Source organism: Coprococcus sp. RTP21204st1_G4_RTP21204_210225 (assembly GCF_040915385.1).
Lineage (GTDB): Bacteria > Bacillota > Clostridia > Lachnospirales > Lachnospiraceae > Allocoprococcus > Allocoprococcus comes.
The window spans coordinates 20,721-39,107 of the sequence record NZ_JBCPDP010000006.1 but is presented as its reverse complement, the minus strand read 5'-3'; the positions used below and the strand labels follow the sequence as shown (position 1 = coordinate 39,107).

The 18,387-nt window shown below is 41.9% G+C and carries 15 protein-coding genes; all 15 read right to left on the bottom strand.

All coding sequences use genetic code 11. From position 1 onward, the window contains the following. Position 1 precedes the first annotated feature (1 nt). The 15 genes from AB5213_RS07255 to AB5213_RS07185 all read right to left on the bottom strand — a co-directional run bounded on the left by AB5213_RS07255 (position 2) and on the right by AB5213_RS07185 (position 18,246). Positions 2 to 823: a carbohydrate ABC transporter permease gene (locus AB5213_RS07255; RefSeq protein ID WP_022220172.1), complete on the bottom strand. Its 822-nt coding sequence runs from the start codon at positions 821 to 823 to the stop codon at positions 2 to 4. Further along, positions 823 to 1,758, bottom strand: a complete 936-nt coding sequence (locus AB5213_RS07250; protein ID WP_022220173.1) for a carbohydrate ABC transporter permease — start codon at positions 1,756 to 1,758, stop codon at positions 823 to 825. Before AB5213_RS07250 ends, AB5213_RS07255 begins: the two co-directional genes overlap by 1 nt. 68 nt (positions 1,759 to 1,826) lie before the next feature. Further along, positions 1,827 to 3,065 (bottom strand): sugar ABC transporter substrate-binding protein, encoded by a 1,239-nt coding sequence (locus tag AB5213_RS07245; protein WP_055157781.1) that lies wholly within the window; start codon positions 3,063 to 3,065, stop codon positions 1,827 to 1,829. A 329-nt stretch (positions 3,066 to 3,394) separates the two neighbouring features. Then, positions 3,395 to 4,384, bottom strand: coding sequence for a LacI family DNA-binding transcriptional regulator (locus AB5213_RS07240; RefSeq protein WP_008372602.1), 990 nt, complete (start codon positions 4,382 to 4,384; stop codon positions 3,395 to 3,397). Positions 4,385 to 4,656: 272 nt separating this feature from the next. After that, the gene (gene araA / locus AB5213_RS07235) at positions 4,657 to 6,156 is read right to left on the bottom strand and encodes an L-arabinose isomerase (RefSeq protein WP_022220176.1); all 1,500 of its coding nucleotides are present in this window, start codon (positions 6,154 to 6,156) and stop codon (positions 4,657 to 4,659) included. Positions 6,157 to 6,542: 386 nt separating this feature from the next. Further along, on the bottom strand, positions 6,543 to 7,232 hold the full coding sequence (gene araD, locus AB5213_RS07230) for an L-ribulose-5-phosphate 4-epimerase (protein WP_022220177.1): 690 nt from the start codon (positions 7,230 to 7,232) through the stop codon (positions 6,543 to 6,545). Between the two features lie 42 nt (positions 7,233 to 7,274). Continuing rightward, positions 7,275 to 8,870, bottom strand: coding sequence for a xylulokinase (locus AB5213_RS07225; RefSeq protein ID WP_195255936.1), 1,596 nt, complete (start codon positions 8,868 to 8,870; stop codon positions 7,275 to 7,277). A gap of 50 nt (positions 8,871 to 8,920) precedes the next feature. After that, positions 8,921 to 10,015: a GntR family transcriptional regulator gene (locus AB5213_RS07220; protein ID WP_055157810.1), complete on the bottom strand. Its 1,095-nt coding sequence runs from the start codon at positions 10,013 to 10,015 to the stop codon at positions 8,921 to 8,923. A gap of 444 nt (positions 10,016 to 10,459) precedes the next feature. After that, on the bottom strand, positions 10,460 to 10,903 hold the full coding sequence (gene rpiB / locus AB5213_RS07215; protein ID WP_022220180.1) for a ribose 5-phosphate isomerase B: 444 nt from the start codon (positions 10,901 to 10,903) through the stop codon (positions 10,460 to 10,462). Between the two features lie 174 nt (positions 10,904 to 11,077). Next, positions 11,078 to 12,103, bottom strand: a complete 1,026-nt coding sequence (locus tag AB5213_RS07210; protein ID WP_008372592.1) for an ABC transporter permease — start codon at positions 12,101 to 12,103, stop codon at positions 11,078 to 11,080. Continuing rightward, positions 12,103 to 13,170, bottom strand: a complete 1,068-nt coding sequence (locus AB5213_RS07205) for an ABC transporter permease (RefSeq protein ID WP_055248952.1) — start codon at positions 13,168 to 13,170, stop codon at positions 12,103 to 12,105. The genes AB5213_RS07210 and AB5213_RS07205 overlap by 1 nt, the downstream gene beginning before the upstream one ends. Further along, positions 13,170 to 14,681, bottom strand: coding sequence for a sugar ABC transporter ATP-binding protein (locus AB5213_RS07200; RefSeq protein ID WP_055248950.1), 1,512 nt, complete (start codon positions 14,679 to 14,681; stop codon positions 13,170 to 13,172). The genes AB5213_RS07205 and AB5213_RS07200 overlap by 1 nt, the downstream gene beginning before the upstream one ends. 143 nt (positions 14,682 to 14,824) lie before the next feature. Further along, entirely contained in the window at positions 14,825 to 15,922 is a 1,098-nt protein-coding gene (locus AB5213_RS07195) for an ABC transporter substrate-binding protein (protein ID WP_156330663.1), read from the bottom strand. Positions 15,923 to 16,059: 137 nt separating this feature from the next. Further along, positions 16,060 to 17,547 (bottom strand): sensor histidine kinase, encoded by a 1,488-nt coding sequence (locus AB5213_RS07190; RefSeq protein ID WP_070101619.1) that lies wholly within the window; start codon positions 17,545 to 17,547, stop codon positions 16,060 to 16,062. Positions 17,548 to 17,550: 3 nt separating this feature from the next. Continuing rightward, positions 17,551 to 18,246, bottom strand: coding sequence for a helix-turn-helix transcriptional regulator (locus tag AB5213_RS07185; protein ID WP_368276560.1), 696 nt, complete (start codon positions 18,244 to 18,246; stop codon positions 17,551 to 17,553). Positions 18,247 to 18,387: the final 141 nt, after the last annotated feature.

The window sequence follows — 18,387 nt, the reverse complement described above, 5'->3', positions numbered from 1 at the left end:
TCTATTTGATAGAACCACTGGTTCCTTCAACAATATATTTCTGCGCGATAATGAAAATAATGATCGGCGGAATAATCATAATAATCGTAATACAAAGCATCGGAATAATCTGTGTACTGTGAACTCCTTTAAATGAAGCAAGTCCAAGTGCCAATGTATATTTGCTTCTGTCCTGTAAGAAAATGAGTGGTCCAAGATAGTCATTCCATACAGTCAGCATATTAAGTACACCGACAAGAATCAATGAAGGTTTCATGATCGGCATGAAAATCTTCCAGTAAATCTGGAACTGATTTGCGCCGTCAATTCGTGCTGCTTCCTCAAAATCCTTCGGGATTCCCATAAGGAACTGTCTCATCAGGAATACATAATAGGCAGATCCGAACCATGCCGGCACGATCAGCGGCTTCAGTGTATTGATCCATCCGAATAAGTTGAATTCCATGTACTGCGGAATCATGGTAACATCCCATGGAATCATCATTGTTGAAAGCAGGATCATAAAGAGGATATTTTTTCCTTTAAAGTTAAATCTTGCAAATCCATAAGCAACCAGTGAACATGAAAGAACCTGTCCGACTGTTGTCAGAACTGTTACAAGAATTGAATTCCAAAGATATGTTCCAAACGGCTGTGATTTCCATGCATTAATAAAGTTCTCAAAATGCCATTCTGCCGGCAGAAGTTTCGGCGGATATGCAATTGCTTCTCCTTCTGTCTTAAATGCAGAAAACAGCATGTAAATAAACGGTGCAAGAAAGTAAATGGCTACCAGTCCGAGTAATATGTAAATTACAATTTTTGATTTTTTAGACATCTTCATTACTTTCTACCCCCTTTTTTCTTTTTTGTTTTCTTTGCTCCGCTGTTTTTAGCTTCTGTCTCATAGAATACCCATGCGGATGATGACTTGAATACCACGGCAGTCAGCAGCAGAATGATGATAAACATTACCCATGCGTTTGCACTGGCATATCCAAGTTTGTGATGTTTGAATGCGTTATTGTATGTATACAGTCCATAGAAGTAGGTAGATTTAAGCGGTCCACCTCCGGTAAGAAGCATAACCAATGTTACCTGTTGGAAAGAACTGATAATTGACGTAATCAGGTTAAATAAAATTGTAGGTGTAATAATCGGAAGCGTAATACTGAAAAATTTTCTTGCAGGACCTGCTCCATCAATAGATGCAGCTTCGTATACATCAACCGGAATATTTTTGATATCTGTGTAGAAGATAAGCATCATCGTTCCAACACCAAACGCACTTGCAATTATAACTGCAAGGAGTGCCCATGCCGGATCAACCAGCCACTTCGGTCCTTTGATTCCCAGAAGAGATAACAGATAATTCAGTACGCCATAATCTCCGTTGAGGATCCATCCCCAGATGATAGAAACCGCTACACCTGAGATAACTGCCGGAATATAGAAAATTGTACGGAATACTTTTACTCCTTTAACCGGCTGTGTGATCAGCATTGCAAGGAACAATGCAATAATCATGTTAAGCGGTACGAAAATTGCCGCATATTTCAAACTGATTATAAGGGATTTCCAGAACTGTTTGTCCTTTGTAAACATATCAATATAGTTTCCAAGTCCCCTGAATGTTGGCGCTGTAGTAAGCGGCCACTCAAAAAAGCTCATGATCAAAGACAGAATCAGGGGACCGATTGTAAATACAAGGAACCCGATAATCCACGGCATAATAAACAAATACGGTGTGGCCGTCTTCAGGAATTTTCTCTGCTTCATTTTTCTTCTCTCCTATTTATCGGCGCCGGAATCATAAATTGTTCCGGCGCCGGTTTGTTTGTATGCTATTACTGTGCGTCTGCTGCTTCTTTTAAAACATCTTTTACATCCATGTATGAGCTTGGATTGAAAATCTGTTCAAATGATAAGCTGAGGTTTTCTGAAATTTCTGACCAGTCTTCAATCAGGAAGCTTGCCGGAGTATGTCCATCACTCTGCTCAAGCATCTCATAGAATGGTGCATATTCTGGTTCATCCATGATACCTTCAGATTCTACAACACTGTTAAGTACCGGAAGTTCCATACCGATTCTTGCTTTGTTGCATTCTTCGCCTGTCCAGTATTTTACAAATTCCCATGCAGCATCTTTATTCTTGCTGTCCTTTGAAATAGAAAGTCCTGAAGAGCTCAGAATACTTACAGAGGTCTTTCCGTCAAAAGAAGGAATTTTTGCCACACCATAATTCATTCCATCCTCATTAAGAGAAGCAATTGACCATGATCCATATACATACATTGCTACTGTACCGGCACGGAATTCATCAGTTCCGTTCTTTTCTGTTGCAATTGCATATCCGTCTTTTTCCATATCCTGGAACATTTTAAATACTTCCTGAGATTCTTTTGAATCAATCTGACCTGCCATCTGTCCGTCTTCGTCACAATAAGCAGTTCCATTGCTCCACAGATACATTTCAAAATCATACGGATCTGGTTTCATCTGGAATGCAAAACCTTTCTGACCTGTCTTTTCTTCAATTGTCTTGGCAGCTGCCTGAAGATCCGACCATGTCCAGTCATCTGTAGGTTCTTCTACACCAGCCTGTGCAAAAAGATCTTTGTTATAGAAAAGTGAATGTGTTGTAAATCCCACTGGAATACCATATGTTGTTCCGTCTAATGAGTTGTAATTCCACAGTGTGCTGTAGAAATCATTCTTATAGTCATCGCCTTCTTTGTCGATATACTCATCCAGAGGTTCAAGACCATCTGCATATGCCGGGTAGTTCCACATATACATAACATCCGGTGTATCTCCAGATCCCATACCTGCACTGATCTTTGTATCAAAATCACTTCCGTATGCTTCCAGTGTTACTTCAATGTCATCATGTTCCTCATTAAATTTATCTACAAGTTTCTGCTGAGCATCTACATCATCAGCTACATCCCATGTTGCAAAACGTATTGCTGTCTTTCCGTCACTTGTCTTTCCATTATTACTGTCTTTCTTGTTTCCACAAGCAGTCAGCATCATTGTTCCTGTAAGTGCAAGTACGCACATTACTGCAATTTTCCTCTTCATAAATCATTTCCTCCTTTGATTCACTTATTTTATTTGATAAAACCACTATACTATTTTACCGGTTAAATGTAAATACTTTTTACCCTATAAGTATTTTTTCTCTATTTTACCTATTATTTACACCATATTTTTATATACTTTTCACAATTTTTATCTTGGTAAAACTATATTTTTATTTTAAATAAAGTTGTCTGTTTTTACTTGATTGATTTTAACTCTTTATTTTTAGCTAAAAAATCATAACAAAACAATCTGTCATCACTCGATCTGTATACATAAAGAGACTATAGGACATTCTCCGTTCCATAGCCTCTTACTTTTTTACCTTATTAAAATTTTTTAACACTGTCACGTATATAAAGTTTAGTCGGGATTGAAACTTTTACACAAATCTCTCTTCCATGTATAATTCGCTCTTCCAGAAGTTTTACTGCATATTCTCCCATGAACTCCATGTACAATCTCACCGTAGTAAGTGGAGGAACCATGTATTTCGCAGTTGGGATATCATTAAAGCCAATAATACTGATATCATCCGGTATTTTAAGCCCAAGTTCATATGCAGCCCGATAACTTCCTGCTGCCATCGAATCATTCGCAACAAACAAGGCAGTCGGCAGATTCCCTTCCTCGTAAAACTCTTTCAGAAGTTTGTATCCATATTTTGCATAATAAGCACCAAACTTTGTATATTCCGGGTGATACAGTCCCCGTTTTTTCAAAGCGTTCTGAAAATGCTGTATTCTCGTATCCAGTACTTCATCCCCCTCCTTATCAACTTCTCGACAGCCGATCATCCCTATTTTCGTATGTCCACACCCTACCAGATAGGAAACAATCTCTTCTACTGCCCGTCTATAGTCTACCACAATTGAATCGAATCTCTTTGGGTTTGGATCTGCATCAATAAATATAACCGGGCATTCCCATATCTCTATTGCTTCTACCATTTTTTTTGTGAATGTACCGGTACAGATTACACCATCTAATCCGTTGATCATCTCCGGCGAATCATCCAGTTTCACAATCACCTTTGTATATCCTTCTTCTTCCAGTTTTTTTTCTATAGCAAGCCTGATACAAAGATAATAAGGATCCTGAAGTTCTTCTTCAGGAGAATAAGAATAAAATACACCTATCTTCAGTTTTCGCCTGCGTTTTTTCTGTGCGCGTACTTCGTATTCTAATTCCTCTGCAATTTCAAAAATTCTTTTTTTTGTCTCTTCCTGCGCATTCAAAGTTTCATCATGATTCAACACTCTGGATACTGTCGCTATGGAAACCCCCGCTTTTGCCGCAATGTCCTTAATCGTCGCCATGTCCTTCCCCCATTATTTCTCTTTCTTTTTATTTTCTTTCAATATTGCCTTAATGCATTTTCCCTTGATGACTTTCCTTTGCAATTTATTCAATTCATTATAGCACACATTTCGGAGAAATAAATAGCTTTAGTAAAATTTAACTTTTTTACTGCTCTGTTTTTCAACTTTTACTTTTACCTAGAACTTTATACGTTGCAAAAAACCAGGCAGTTCACTTTTAAATGTGATTCTGCCCGGTTGTTTATTTCTTAGAATTCATCTGCTACTATTTATTTTCTATACGCAGCTTCATTCCATCTTAATTCATTTTTGAAATCTCTGATCTTTGTATCTTTATCGATATAAACAGCTTCGATTCCCATTTCTTCTGCCCAGTCACCCATCTGTTCCGGTGTCAGGTCATAAGAGAATGCTGTATGGTGAGCTCCACCTGCCAAGATCCAAGCTTCTGCACCTGTTCTGAGGTCTGGCTGTGGTGTCCAGAATGCAGTTGCAACCGGAAGCTTCGGCATCGGTTTTTCTGTCTTCTTGCAGTCTACACTGTTGATGATCAGGCGGAATCTGTCGCCAAGATCAACAAGTGATGTTGCGACAGCCGGTCCTTCTTTGGCTGTAAATACAAGACGTGTAGGATCTTCTCTGTCACCCATGCTAAGCGGCTGGCACTTGATGCTGATCGGTCCATCTGCGATTGTCGGGCAAACTTCCAGCATATGAGCTTCCAGGATACCTTCTTTTCCAGGTACAAGGTTGTATGTGTAGTCTTCCATGAAGGAAGTTCCCTTTGCATCTTTCTTGCCCTGTGTCATGATCTTCATTACACGAACCATAGCTGCTGTCTTCCAGTCACCTTCCGCACCGAAACCATATCCTTTTTCCATCAGTCTCTGCATTGCAAGTCCCGGAAGCTGCTGAAGTGATCCAAGATCTCCGAAGTGTGTAACAATTGCCTGATAATTGTTTGCTTCAAGGAATCTTTCAAATCCAAGTTCGATCTGAGCCTGAACTGCCACATGTTTTCTGAATTCAGCTTCATCTCTTCCTTCCAGAAGGATCTGATATTTGTCATAGTATTCTTCAACAAGTGCATTTACATCACCCTGTCCAACCTGAGCTACTGCGTCAGCAACTTCATTTACCGGGTAAGCATCAACTTCCCATCCGAATTTGATCTGAGCCTCTACTTTGTCACCTTCTGTTACGGCAACGTTTCTCATGTTGTCAGCTACACGCATAACACGTACATGACTGCTTTCGATAACACCAACTGCTGTACGCATCCAGTCACCGATTCTTTCCTGTGTTTCTTTGTCTTCCCAGTAACCCATGATGACTTTACGGTTCTTATGAAGGCGTGTGAAAATATGTCCGAATTCACGGTCACCATGAGCTGCCTGATTCTCATTCATGAAGTCCATATCGATGGTGTCGTATGGGATTTCACGGTTGAACTGTGTATGAAGGTGAAGTAATGGTTTTCTCAGTTCTTTTAATCCGAGAATCCATGATTTTGCCGGTGAGAATGTATGGCACCATGTAATAACACCTGCACAGTTTTCATCTGTATTTGCTTCGTTGAAGGTTCTTCTGATTACTTCATTCGTGATCAGGGTTGGTTTCCAGACTACTTCGTATGGAAGAATTCCTGATTCATTGAGGGCTTTTACGATGATCTGTGAATGTTCTGCTACATGTGCGAGACATTCATCTCCGTATAAATCCTGTGATCCTGTGCAAAACCAAAATTTGTAATCTTTCTGTACTAACATGTTTTTATTCTCCTTTTTGTTTAATTGATTTACTCTATCTTCCCAATACAAGTTCGGTCTTACTAAGCTCGCAGTCGCATACGCTCCCGCTCGCTAAGTGCGCCGAACAGGCAACGCACTAAATTCATGTGTCGAATGATTTACTACACTATGTGGCCCATCTCACGAGCACAGCTCGTTCGATGCTCATTAGCATTCGCATGAAACCCGTAAGATAGCTAACTGTCAGCAAGCTGACTGTGTTGTCTGATTGATTTACTCTATCTTCCCAATACAAGTTCGGTCTTACTAAGCTCGCAGTCGCACATGCTCCCGCTCGCTAAGTGCGCCGAACAGGCAACGCACTAAATTCATGTGTCGCCTACGGCTCGCATTCATTAAGTGCTTTAGCCTTGTCCATAGTACGCGTCTTTACCGTGTTTTCTGTAGTAGTGTTTATCCTGTAATTCCTGTGGGGCAGGTTTTACGTCTGGATTGATCATTTCGCAACGAGCTGCCATTTTAGCTACTTCTTCGAGTACGACTGCATTATGTACTGCATTGTGTGGATCGGTTCCCCAGGTGAATGGTCCGTGGTTCTTGCAGAGTACTGCAGGCATTGCCATGTATTCTGTACCTTTGAAATGTTCCACAATGAGAACTCCTGTATTCTTCTCATATGCTTCGTCGATTTCTTCTTTTGTCAGATTGCGGACACATGGAATCTCACCGTACATATAGTCGGCATGTGTGGTTCCGTAGCAAGGGATTCCTCTTCCTGCCTGTGCCCAACTGGTTGCCCATGGGGAATGTGTATGGACGATACCACCCATATCCGGGAACGCTTTGTAGAGTTCCAGATGTGTTGCCGTATCAGAAGACGGATTTAAGTTGCCTTCCACGCGGTTTCCTTCCAGGTCTACAACAACCATGTCATCTGCTGTCATTTTGTCATAATCCACACCGCTCGGTTTGATCACAACAAGCCCGCTTTCACGGTCGATTCCGCTGACATTGCCCCAGGTAAATGTGACAAGTCCATACTTAGGCAGAAGCATATTGGCTTCATAAACCTCTTTTTTCAGTTCTTCTAACATTGCTTTAGCCTCCTACTGTGTTTATGTAAAATATTTCGGGTTCTATTTCATAGTCTCTGTTGCAGCTTTCATGATCGGAAGCGTCTTCTTGAAGCGTTCGATAAATGTATTGTATCCTTCTACATCCTTCGGATCCGGATCCATCTTTGTACCCTTCTGTCCTGCAAATACTTTTGCATCCAGATAATCATCCAGGGCTTCGTCTTCTGCCTTGTTGTTCATGTAAGATGCAAGAAGTGCGATTCCCCATGCTCCGCCTTCTCCGGCTGTCTCCATAACAGATACCGGTGTGTCAAGTGCTGCTGCCAGGATGCTCTGTCCAACGCCTTTTGTCTTAAAGAGTCCACCGTGTCCGAGAATCTCATCAACGGCTACCTTCTCTTCTTTCAGAAGAATGTCCATTCCGACTTTCAGGACTTCCAGAGATGCATATAAGTTTGCTCTCATGAAGTTTGCAAGATTGAATTTGCTGTCTGGCATACGAACAAATAACGGACGTCCTTCATCAAGTCCAACAACCGGTTCTCCTGCGAAGAAGTTATAAGACATCAGACCGCCACAGTCTACATCACCTTCCAGAGCTTTGTTGTAAAGAGTTCCGAACAGATCGTTCATTTCGACTTTCATACCGAATGCTTCTGCAAATTCTTTGAAAATATTTACCCATGCATTCAGATCTGAAGTACAGTTGTTGCAGTGAACCATTGCCACGGCATCTCCTGCAGGTGTTGTTACCATATCGATCTCTTCATGTACTTTCTCAAGTGCTTTTTCAAGAACAACCATTGCAAATACACTGGTTCCTGCTGATACATTACCGGTGCGGACTCTGACGCTATTCGTAGCTGCCATACCGGTTCCTGCATCACCTTCCGGAGGGCATACCGGAATGCCTGCCTGAAGCTTTCCTGTTGGGTCCAGAAGCTTTGCACCTTCTTCGGTAAGTGTTCCTGCCTTTTCACCTGCAACCAAAACTTTCGGAAGGATATCTTCTACTTTCCAAGGATATCCTTTCGGTGCAACCAGTTCATCGAACTTGGCAAGCATCTCTTTATTCCAGTTACGTGTTGTGCTGTCGATCGGGAACATTCCGGATGCGTCACCAACGCCAAGGACTTTCTCTCCTGTCAGTTTCCAGTGTACATAACCCGCAAGCGTTGTAATAAAATCAATATCCTTTACATGCTCTTCTTTGTTCAGGATTGCCTGATACAGATGTGCTCCGCTCCATCTCTGTGGCATATTGAAACGGAATAATTCTGTCAGTTCTTTTGCTGCCTGCTCTGTCATTGTATTTCTCCATGTACGGAACGGTACAAGCTGTTCTCCTGCTTTGTCAAATACCATATATCCATGCATCATGGCACTGAATCCAAGTGCTCCGACAGTAGTAAGCTCTACGTCATACTGCTTCTTCACATCTACGGCAAGATCTCTGTAGCAGTCCTGAAGGCCAGTCCAGATATCCTCTAACGTGTAAGTCCAGACACCGTTGTCAAGACGGTTCTCCCATTCATGGCTTCCCGAAGCAATCGGTGCATTATCTTCTCCTACCAGAACTGCTTTGATTCGTGTGGAACCAAACTCGATTCCAAGAGAAGTCTTTCCTGCTTCGATCATACTTTTTACATCACTCATTTTTTCTTTACCTTTCCTTTCATAAAATATATTTGATTTGATAAATATTTTTATTTAATGATTTTTACAGAACTCCGGTTGATAATCTCCGGTTTCAGTTCCACACTGTCCGGCACTTCTTTCTCCTGCATAAGATCAAGGATCTCTTCTGCTGCCTTCTTCGCTAGCTCCCGGATCGGATTCTTCACAGAAGCAAGCGGTACTTCGCAATAATTTGCCAGATCAGAATCATCGATTCCAATGATCGACATCTTGTCCGGCACTTTGATCTTCTGTTCCAGACATGTCGCCGCAAGGTTGCTCGCAACCTCATCGTTGTAGCATACACATGCCGTACATCCCTGAATCCTTCTTAAAATCCAGCTGCTTTCCTCACGCATATTGCGATTACGCACATCTTCGGTATCAATCCAGACAATCCGTTTATCTTCGATCCTGATATCTGCTTCCATTAAAGCTTCGATATAACCGGCATACCTTCTGTGTCCCTGCCCGTCATCTGCCTTGAAAATCGCTGCGATCTCACGGTGTCCGCACTGGATCAGATATTTCGTCGCCATCTTCCCTGCTATCTTGTCATCAAGACTTACATGCGGCGCTTTCAGTTCCGGATAATAGCTGTTGATAAAGATCACCGGGATTCCCTGCTCCATGATCTGCCTGTACAGATCGAGATTTGGATTAGGAAGGCCACTCTTTGTCGGTTCCGCTATAATTCCATCCACTCTTTTCTTATCCAGAATGCTTTTCAATATAAAACGTTCTTTGTCTACAGAATTGTTGGTGATGGAAATCTGGATTCCATATCCGGCGCGTGACATCTTGTTCTCGATTTCCTGAATAATACCAGAAAAAATATATTCCTGAACAAAAGTTGTCATCACTGCGATCTGCATCGTTTTTTTTCGTCTGACCCCGATGATGCCACTTTCCTTTATATAAGTCCCACTTCCACGGCGTTTCTCGATCATACCTTCTTTTTCCAGAACAGCGATCGCATGTCTGACAGTCTGACGGCTTACCCCAAACCGGTCACAAAGCTGGTATTCCGACTCTATCCGCTCTCCCGGCTGCAGTTCTTCCGCTTCAATCTGTTCTCGGATCCATCTTACAATTCCTTCATATTTTGCTGATGTTTCTTTCACTTTTTTCTTTTTTTCCCTCTGATTTACGTACAAATCCCCTGCTCTCCTTACCTCTAATATACCTTAAGAAACACCTGATTTTCAACCCGTAATATGTTACAAATTATCGTACAACTTTTGTATATTTTTGCTAAGTTGTATTTATTATATGTGTACAACTTGAATACATATTCGTTTTTCATCGAGGCCCTAACTTGTATTCTTCTTTTTGTACCTTTTGTGCACTTCTTATAAAACATCAAATAATATGGTATTGTTTTTTGATGCCACCAAAACAAGTATAACAAGCTTTTTTCGATTCACGTACTTCTGTAACCTCTTCCCCTCACCAAATGCAGAACCTTGTGCAGGCGCCAATCTGTACTTAGCTCACCGTATACACAACAAGAGCAGATAAAAGCTTTTTTCATTGCCTTTATCTGCTCTTGTTGTTTTTCATCCGCGCTATTGATTTTCTTCGATCGCCATAATCATATCTACACGATCCTGGTGACGTCCCCCAAGGAATTCTGCACCAAGAAATGTATCAAGGATCATCTTTGCCATCTCGATTCCAATTACTCTTGCACCGAACGCAATCACATTTGCATTATTATGTTCTCTTGCCATCTTTGCCGTATATGGTTCAGAACACACCGCTGCGCGGACACCGTGAACCTTATTGGCTGCCATGGAAATTCCAAGACCGGTTCCACAGATTGCAACTCCGAGATCCACTTCTCCGTCTGCAACTGCTTTTCCAATCTTTTCCCCATATTTCGGATAAGGACAGCTCTCATAAGAATCAGTTCCGTAATTGACAACTTCATATCCTTTTTCCACAAGATACTCTACCACCTGCTTTTTCATATCCACTGCAGAATGGTCATTCGCAATCCCTATTTTCATATCTCATCTTCCTCCTTCCCATTTATACTCAATACTTACAAAAAGAACACCGGATGTACGATATGAACATCCGGTGTTTAAATCCTACTTTTTTATTATAGGCAATTAAAAAGTTTCCGTCAATACCCGTCGTTTTCTCTTTTCGCCTGTAATATTTCAAGTACTGTTCTTTCTTTAGTTTTTCTTCTTCAGGCTTGCAAATACAGACTGCAGAACGATGAAGAAGCAGAGGAGTGCGGAAAGTACGATTCGTACCCACCAGCTTGAAAGTGTTCCCTGTGTAGTGATCAGACTGGAAATCGTTCCTTTGATCAGTACACCGAACAGGGTTCCGAATGGAGTTCCGACACCACCACTAAGTAGTGTACCCCCGATAACGGCTGCTGAAATCGCATCCATCTCAAGACCTTTTGCCTGTTCTACGAATCCGGCACAGCTGTTCATACAGAAAAGGAATCCGCCGAGTCCTGCAAGAAAGCCGTCCAGAAGGTATGCAGCCATTTTTGTTCTCTTAACATTCAGTCCCATCATAAGTGCACTCTGTTCATTTCCACCGATCGCATATACAGAACGTCCGAATTTTGTATACTTCATAACGATTATGATTACGATCAGAACGATGATTGCAATGATAACTGTCGGATAAATATATGCCGGGAGGAATTTTCCCCTCTTACTGTAAGAACCAAACGGCATGTAAATTTTGTATTTAGCCCATGCCATGAAAGTTGCATTTTTGATAGAAATCATATCTGTACTGATGATTGATGTCATACCACGTCCAAAGAACATACCTGCCAGTGTTACAATGAATGGCTGGATCTCCAGATAAGATACCAGGAATCCCTGAACCAGACCAAAGAGAAGTCCGATCACCAGTGCCATAAGAAGTGCGGTATAAGCGCTTGCGCCGTGATTTTCCATCTGGTTTGCAGCAACCATACATACAAGTGCTGTAACAGAACCAACTGAGATATCGATTCCAGCTGTGATCATAACGATCGTTTCGCCCATCGCGATAACCAGAAGACCTGCATTGGAAATGAACAGATTCAGGAACATCTGCGGTTTTGCAAAACCTTTGTCGTTAAATACGATCATACCTGCTGCGTACATTACAACAAACAGTAAAATTGTAATCATAAGGAGGAATGTCGTTCCGTTAATTTTCTTTTTTGTTCCGGATACTTTTGCTTTCATTAGTTAGCTCCTCCTTTCACTGCAGCCTTTGATGTTCTTTTTTCTTTCTGCACTGCAATAAATTTCTTGAATACCGGGCTCTGAAGGACAACGATGACTACAACAACGATTGCCTTGTAGACCGGAAGCTGATCGGCTGATACATTCAATCCGTAAAGAACGGTTGTAAGTGCCTGGATTGTATAAGCTCCGATCACAGATCCCATCAGGCTGAACTTACCACCACCAAGGGCATTTCCACCAAGGGCAACTGCAAGGATGGCATCCATTTCAAGGTTCAGACCAATGTTGTTGGCATCTGCTGAGTAGATACGGCTGGAAGCCACAAATCCTGCAACACCTGCAAGTACACCACAGATCAGGTAAGTAAGGAACTTGATCATGGTTGAATTAAGTCCGACCAGTCTGGATGCGGTTCCATTAATACCAACGCTCTCGATATAAAGTCCAAGAGCTGTCTTTTTCAAAATAACATATGCAATGATAACTACGATAATTGCAATTACAACTGGCATCGGAATCGGGAATTTTCCGACATAGCTTCCGAATACCTGATAAGATTTCACACGGATATATGTAATCTGTCCGTCTGTGATCAGCTGGGCGATACCACGTCCTGCTGTATAAAGGATCAATGTCGCAACCATCGGCTGAATATTCAGCTTTGCAACCAGAAATCCGTTAAATGCACCACAGATTCCTGAAGCAACCAGTGCTGCAAGGAATGCAACGATAATCGGTGCTGACAGAGAGTTTACAGATACTTCCCCACCGGAAAGGATCTGGCAGCATACGGCTGCTGCGACTGCCATAACAGCTCCGACACTGATGTCCTGTCCTCCGGAAGCTGCTGTAACAAGTGTCATACCAACTGACAAAATAACCAGCTCGGATGCACGGTTGATCACATCGACCGGATATCCGTATGGAACTCCATTCTTAAGAGACATGCTTAAGAAGCCCGGAATTGTAATTGTAGCTACGATAATGATTGCAAGCAGACACACCAGTGGCATGAAAAGCCTCATAGAGGTAAGCTTTTTCCATGTTGATTTATTTGTGCTCATTACTCTTCACCTCCTGCGATTGCTTTCATGATACCTTCCTGTGATAATTCATCACCGGAAATTTCTCCAACCTTCTTACCGTCTCGCATAACTGCCATACGTGAACAGGTACGGAGCATTTCTTCTACTTCTGAAGAAATAAATGCAACCGACATTCCCTGATCTGCAAGATCAAGTACCAGTTTCTGGATCTCTGTCTTGGTTCCGATATCAATACCTCTTGTAGGTTCATCCAGGATCAGGAAATCCGGATTGGTAAGAAGCCATCTACCAATGATAACCTTCTGCTGGTTACCACCTGACAGACTCTTGATCGGAGTTTCACGGCTTGCTGTCTTAATCTGAAGCATCTTAATATATTTATCTGCTGCTTCATCCATTTCTTTTCTGCTCATTGGATGGAACATACCTTTTTTCGCCTGAAGTGCGATAATAATATTTTCACGGACAGACAGATCTGCGATGATACCATCTTTCTTTCTGTCTTCCGGAAGATATGCCATACCAAGCTTCATTGCATCGATCGGAGCATGAATCTTCACTTCTTTTCCGTTAACTTTCAGTTTACCGGAATCCGCTTTATCAGCTCCATAAATTGCACGGACAAGTTCCGAACGTCCGGATCCAAGAAGTCCTGTAAATCCGACAACCTCACCTTTGTTGATCGTCATATCAAACGGTTTGATCGTTCCTTTATGGCCAAGTCCTTCTGCCTCGATAACCGGGATGAATTCTTTGAGTTCTGCATGATCTCCCTTGATATCTGCAAGATCATCAAAGTCTTTACCCATCATCTTGGCAACAAGCATAACTCTTGGCAAATCTTTGACTTCGTATTCGCCAACCAGTTCCCCATTTCGTAAAACTGTGATTCTGTCACAGACCTCATATACCTGTTCCAGGAAGTGTGTTACGAAAATAATACCTACACCTTCATCTTTCAGTCTGTTCATCAGTTTGAACAGCTTTGCAACCTCATCATCGTCCAGAGATGAAGTTGGCTCATCAAGGATCAGAACCTTACATTTCATATCAACTGCACGTGCGATTGCGATCATCTGCTGTCTTGCCAGAGAAACCTCTTCCAGCTTCTGGGTAGCTGAAGCATCAATTTCAAGACTCTTAAGCAATTCTGTTGCACGTTTATTCATTGTACGCCAGTCAATAAATCCTGCTTTTCTTGGTTCGCGTCCAATAAACAGATTTTCTGCCACCGTCAGGTTCGGACAAAGGTTAACTTCCTGATATACAGTACTGATACCATTGTTCTGTGCGTCCTGAGGTGATTTATTAATAATCGGACCGTCTTTTCCATCCAGACGGATCTCGCCATTTTCAAATTCATGTACACCGGTAAGAACCTTGATCAGTGTAGATTTACCTGCACCGTTCTCACCCATCAGAGCGTGAATTTCGCCCTTGCGAAGTGTAAAATCAACATGCTGCAATGCTTTTACACCGGGAAATGTCTTGGAAATATCCCGCATTGTAAGTACAACATTACCCTCCATACTCTTCCACCTGCTTTCCTTTTTTTCAATAAAGAGGGCGTAGTATAAATATCCGGCACATTCCGATTATTATCTACCACGCCTCTCTATTCAACCACCCTTATGTGTCTGTCAAATTATATATCCGACTTTCCTAATGCATTTTAGTATGCACGTTTGTCAAGAATATCCTGTGTAAGTGGTGTTACATCAAAATCTTTTTCTTCGTCTAAGCTGTTTGTAGCTTTTACAGATTTAACTGTGTCATCATGAGCAAAGATTTCTTCATCTACATAGTTCTGTTTATCAACGTCTTCGCCAGCTTCAAGTTTTTTGATAAGTTCTTCAGCACGTGGTCCGTGAAGTGGGTTACACTCTACATCGCATTCGATCTTTCCATCAAGAACATCCTGAAGTCCTGCATGTGTTGTATCGAAAGAAATTACCATGATTTCGCCGTTAGCGATATCAGATCCAACTGTCTTACCTGCTGCTTCGATTGCATCGATTGCTCCGAATGCTTCGTTATCGTTCTCGCAGTATACTACGTTGATGTTGTCATACTGTTTCAGCATAGACTCCATAACTTCCTGACCTTTAGCCTGTGTAAATTCACCTGTCTGCTGAGCCACAAGATCCCATCCGTATTTATCAACGCCTTCTTCAAGACCTTTTGTACGTCCGATCTGAGCTGTAGATCCGATTGTTCCCTGGATATCAGCGATATGGATATCAGATGCTGCGATTCCTTTTGCTTCTGCAAATCCGTTCAGCCATTCAGCTGCTTTACGACCTTCACAAAGAGCATCGGTTCCGATCCATGTTGTGTAAAGGCTGTCATCAGATACATCAACCATACGGTCAACGATGATTACCGGGATGTCTGCATCTTTTGCTTCCTGAAGAACTGTATCCCATCCTGTCTCTGTAACAGGTGCAAGAAGAATGTAATCAACCTCCTGCTGGATGAAGTTACGGATTGCTGTGATCTGGTTTTCCTGTTTCTGCTGAGCATCATCAAAGATCAGGTCATATCCGTTTTCTTTGCTGAATGTGTCTTTCATTGACTGAGAGTTTGCTGTACGCCAGTCAGATTCTGCACCTACCTGTGAGAAACCTACTGTGATCACATCATCGGATGAGCTTGATGAATCACTGCTCTTGTCGCTGCTGTCAGATCCTTTGCTTCCACCGCATCCAACTGCTAAAGCTGCTGTCATCGCTGCACATAACAATACTGCTAACACTTTTCTTTTTTTCATTTTACATGTTCCTCCTTCATTGGGTTTTCTTAACCTCTTGATGTACTTATAATAATAAAATTTTCATACTTTTAAAACAGAAAATCTTCCTCTTTTGGTAGAATATTTTCTGCTTTTCCATGAAAAAGTTAGTTTTTTTATGATAGAAGTTGAATATTTTTAGCCGCTATGATGATCGTCGCATTTGTGCCTTCATTTTCCTTGCTTTCAAAGAACACTCCGTATTCTCCCCCGTAATAATACTTGATTCTCTGGTTCACATTCGATACACCAAAGCCCTTCGCTTCATCTCCTGTATCCGTCCCTGCCATCTTTTTCCGGAGACTGTTCAGTTCTTCCTCTGTCATACCTTTTCCATTGTCAATGACCTGGAAAATGATTTTATCTCCCTGCTTTTTACCGGTAATCAGGATTTTACCTTTCCCCCGCTTATTCTTAATTCCATGATAAAGCGCATTTTCGACAAGAGGCTGCAGTGTAAGCTTCGGTATAATGTAGCCGTAGATCTTCTCATCCATCTGGATCTCATAGTCCAGGATATCCTGATAGCGGAACTGCTGGATCTCCAGATAGCTCTCAATATGCGTCCGCTCTTCTTTTACTGTAATATAATCATGTCCTTTGCTTAAGGTTGTGCGGAAAAAATCAGAGAGCGAGGTTACCATTTTCACAACCTCTGCACTTTTCTTTTCCTCAGCAAGCCAGACAATGGCATCAAGAGTATTGTAAAGGAAATGTGGATTGATCTGTTCCTGCAGAAGTCGGTTCTCAATAATTCTAAGATTTTCCTGTTTTTTCCGGATATCATCTACCAGAATCCCGATTTCCTCTGTCATATCGTTAAAGCTCCGCGTGAGCACCGCAATCTCGTCCCCCGCTTCGACCTGTGTTTTTACAGAGAAATCACCGCCGGCAACCTTCTCTGTCAGATCACACAGATCGCGGATCGGTCTTGTCACACTTCTTGCTGCTCGTCCACTGAGCAGCAGGGAAATACTCATCGCAACAATTGCTACTCCGACCGCCAAAATGGTCGAATTACGGTTATTCCGGTTCAGTTCCGTCTGTACAGTCACAAAATTGGAAGTTTCCAGATAGACATAGTCCTGGATTCCGGTCTCTACCAGTGTCGTCAGATCTTTGACATTACTGTTAAAATATTCCATTCTCTCATCATAAGAAGTCCGTTCTTTAATCTGTTTATCCAGATCCTGTACACAAAAACGGAGTGAAGACAGTGAATTTTTAATACGTCCCGCCTGTGACTGGGTGAGCGGAACCGTCGCATTTTGCGTCATTTTATCACACGCCTCTTCCATCTCCGTAATATAGTCGTATGGATTCACCGTCACTACTCCATTTACCGTTGTAACTCCATCTCCGACCTCCTTAAGCTGCTTATTACTTACCACAGCAAGATACACACTATAGTCCAGCCGACTTTTAAAGTCTTTCACATAACGGTTGGCATAGGCAATACTTTTTGTAATCTCAGAATAAGCTGATGCCGCATTATTTAAAGACACGATCAAATAGGCGGCCAGAATTACCATTGGCAGAAATGCTGACAGCGAAATGGAAAGCAGTTTCTTATTGATCGACCAGTTCTTATATTTCACCTTCATATTTTATCCCCTTCCTCTTGAACGGAATTCCTTCGGCGAACATCCCTGTGTCTTTTTGAATATATAGCTGAAATAATGGGAATCTTTGTATCCCACCTCATATCCGATGTCCGATGTCCTCTTATCCGAACACATCAGAAGCTCTTTTGCTTTTTCCATACGAACACCCGTCAGATATTCTACAAAGGTTGAGCCAACCTCCTGACTAAACAAAGAGCTGAAATAGCTCGGACTGATGTTGACGCTCGAAGCCACCAGGTTCAGTGAAATATTCTCTGACATATAATTTTGTCCGATATAATCTCTCGCTTTTTCAATAATTTCTGAATAGCGTCTGCCCGATGCCTGCTCTCTTAACCGGATCATTCGTCTGACTATATTTTCCAGGTACTTCCTCGTTGCCTCCAGTTCCTGCACATACTGCGATACCTCCTGCACATCGCCAAGCTCTCTTTCAATATCTTCTTTTTCAATGTTCAAACTATCTCCCAGACTTTGGGCGCTGATAAAAGTATCCATTACAATATACTGTCTCAACATCATCGACTGCAGGTTCTGCTCACCAATTGCATCAAAATATGCATCCATAAAGCTTTTTACTTCATTTTCCGTTCCTGTCTTCAGGAAACGCTCCAGCATTTTCCGGTTCTCCGCCATGGTTCCGAGTCTGTGCATCTCAACGTCATTCTGAACCCCCATTTGATGAACCTCTGAATAACTCACAAACTGTCTCAAACTTCTTGAAAAACGCTCTGCAAAGGCTCTGTTTGCATCATTGTAGGATCTTTTAATCTCACTGAACCTCCCCACCTGACTTCCAATTCCTCCAAAATATTCCAG

Bases quoted from the DNA above. Each gene is read 5' to 3' on its own strand.
- AB5213_RS07255 (WP_022220172.1), bottom strand. From the start codon at position 823: ATGAAGATGTCTAAAAAATCAAAAATTGTAATTTACATATTACTCGGA.
- AB5213_RS07250 (WP_022220173.1), bottom strand. From the start codon at position 1,758: ATGAAGCAGAGAAAATTCCTGAAGACGGCCACACCGTATTTGTTTATT.
- AB5213_RS07245 (WP_055157781.1), bottom strand. From the start codon at position 3,065: ATGAAGAGGAAAATTGCAGTAATGTGCGTACTTGCACTTACAGGAACA.
- AB5213_RS07240 (WP_008372602.1), bottom strand. From the start codon at position 4,384: ATGGCGACGATTAAGGACATTGCGGCAAAAGCGGGGGTTTCCATAGCG.
- araA (WP_022220176.1), bottom strand. From the start codon at position 6,156: ATGTTAGTACAGAAAGATTACAAATTTTGGTTTTGCACAGGATCACAG.
- araD (WP_022220177.1), bottom strand. From the start codon at position 7,232: ATGTTAGAAGAACTGAAAAAAGAGGTTTATGAAGCCAATATGCTTCTG.
- AB5213_RS07225 (WP_195255936.1), bottom strand. From the start codon at position 8,870: ATGAGTGATGTAAAAAGTATGATCGAAGCAGGAAAGACTTCTCTTGGA.
- rpiB (WP_022220180.1), bottom strand. From the start codon at position 10,903: ATGAAAATAGGGATTGCGAATGACCATTCTGCAGTGGATATGAAAAAG.
- AB5213_RS07210 (WP_008372592.1), bottom strand. From the start codon at position 12,103: ATGAAAGCAAAAGTATCCGGAACAAAAAAGAAAATTAACGGAACGACA.
- AB5213_RS07205 (WP_055248952.1), bottom strand. From the start codon at position 13,170: ATGAGCACAAATAAATCAACATGGAAAAAGCTTACCTCTATGAGGCTT.
- AB5213_RS07200 (WP_055248950.1), bottom strand. From the start codon at position 14,681: ATGGAGGGTAATGTTGTACTTACAATGCGGGATATTTCCAAGACATTT.
- AB5213_RS07195 (WP_156330663.1), bottom strand. From the start codon at position 15,922: ATGAAAAAAAGAAAAGTGTTAGCAGTATTGTTATGTGCAGCGATGACA.
- AB5213_RS07190 (WP_070101619.1), bottom strand. From the start codon at position 17,547: ATGAAGGTGAAATATAAGAACTGGTCGATCAATAAGAAACTGCTTTCC.
- AB5213_RS07185 (WP_368276560.1), bottom strand. From the start codon at position 18,246: ATGGGGGTTCAGAATGACGTTGAGATGCACAGACTCGGAACCATGGCG.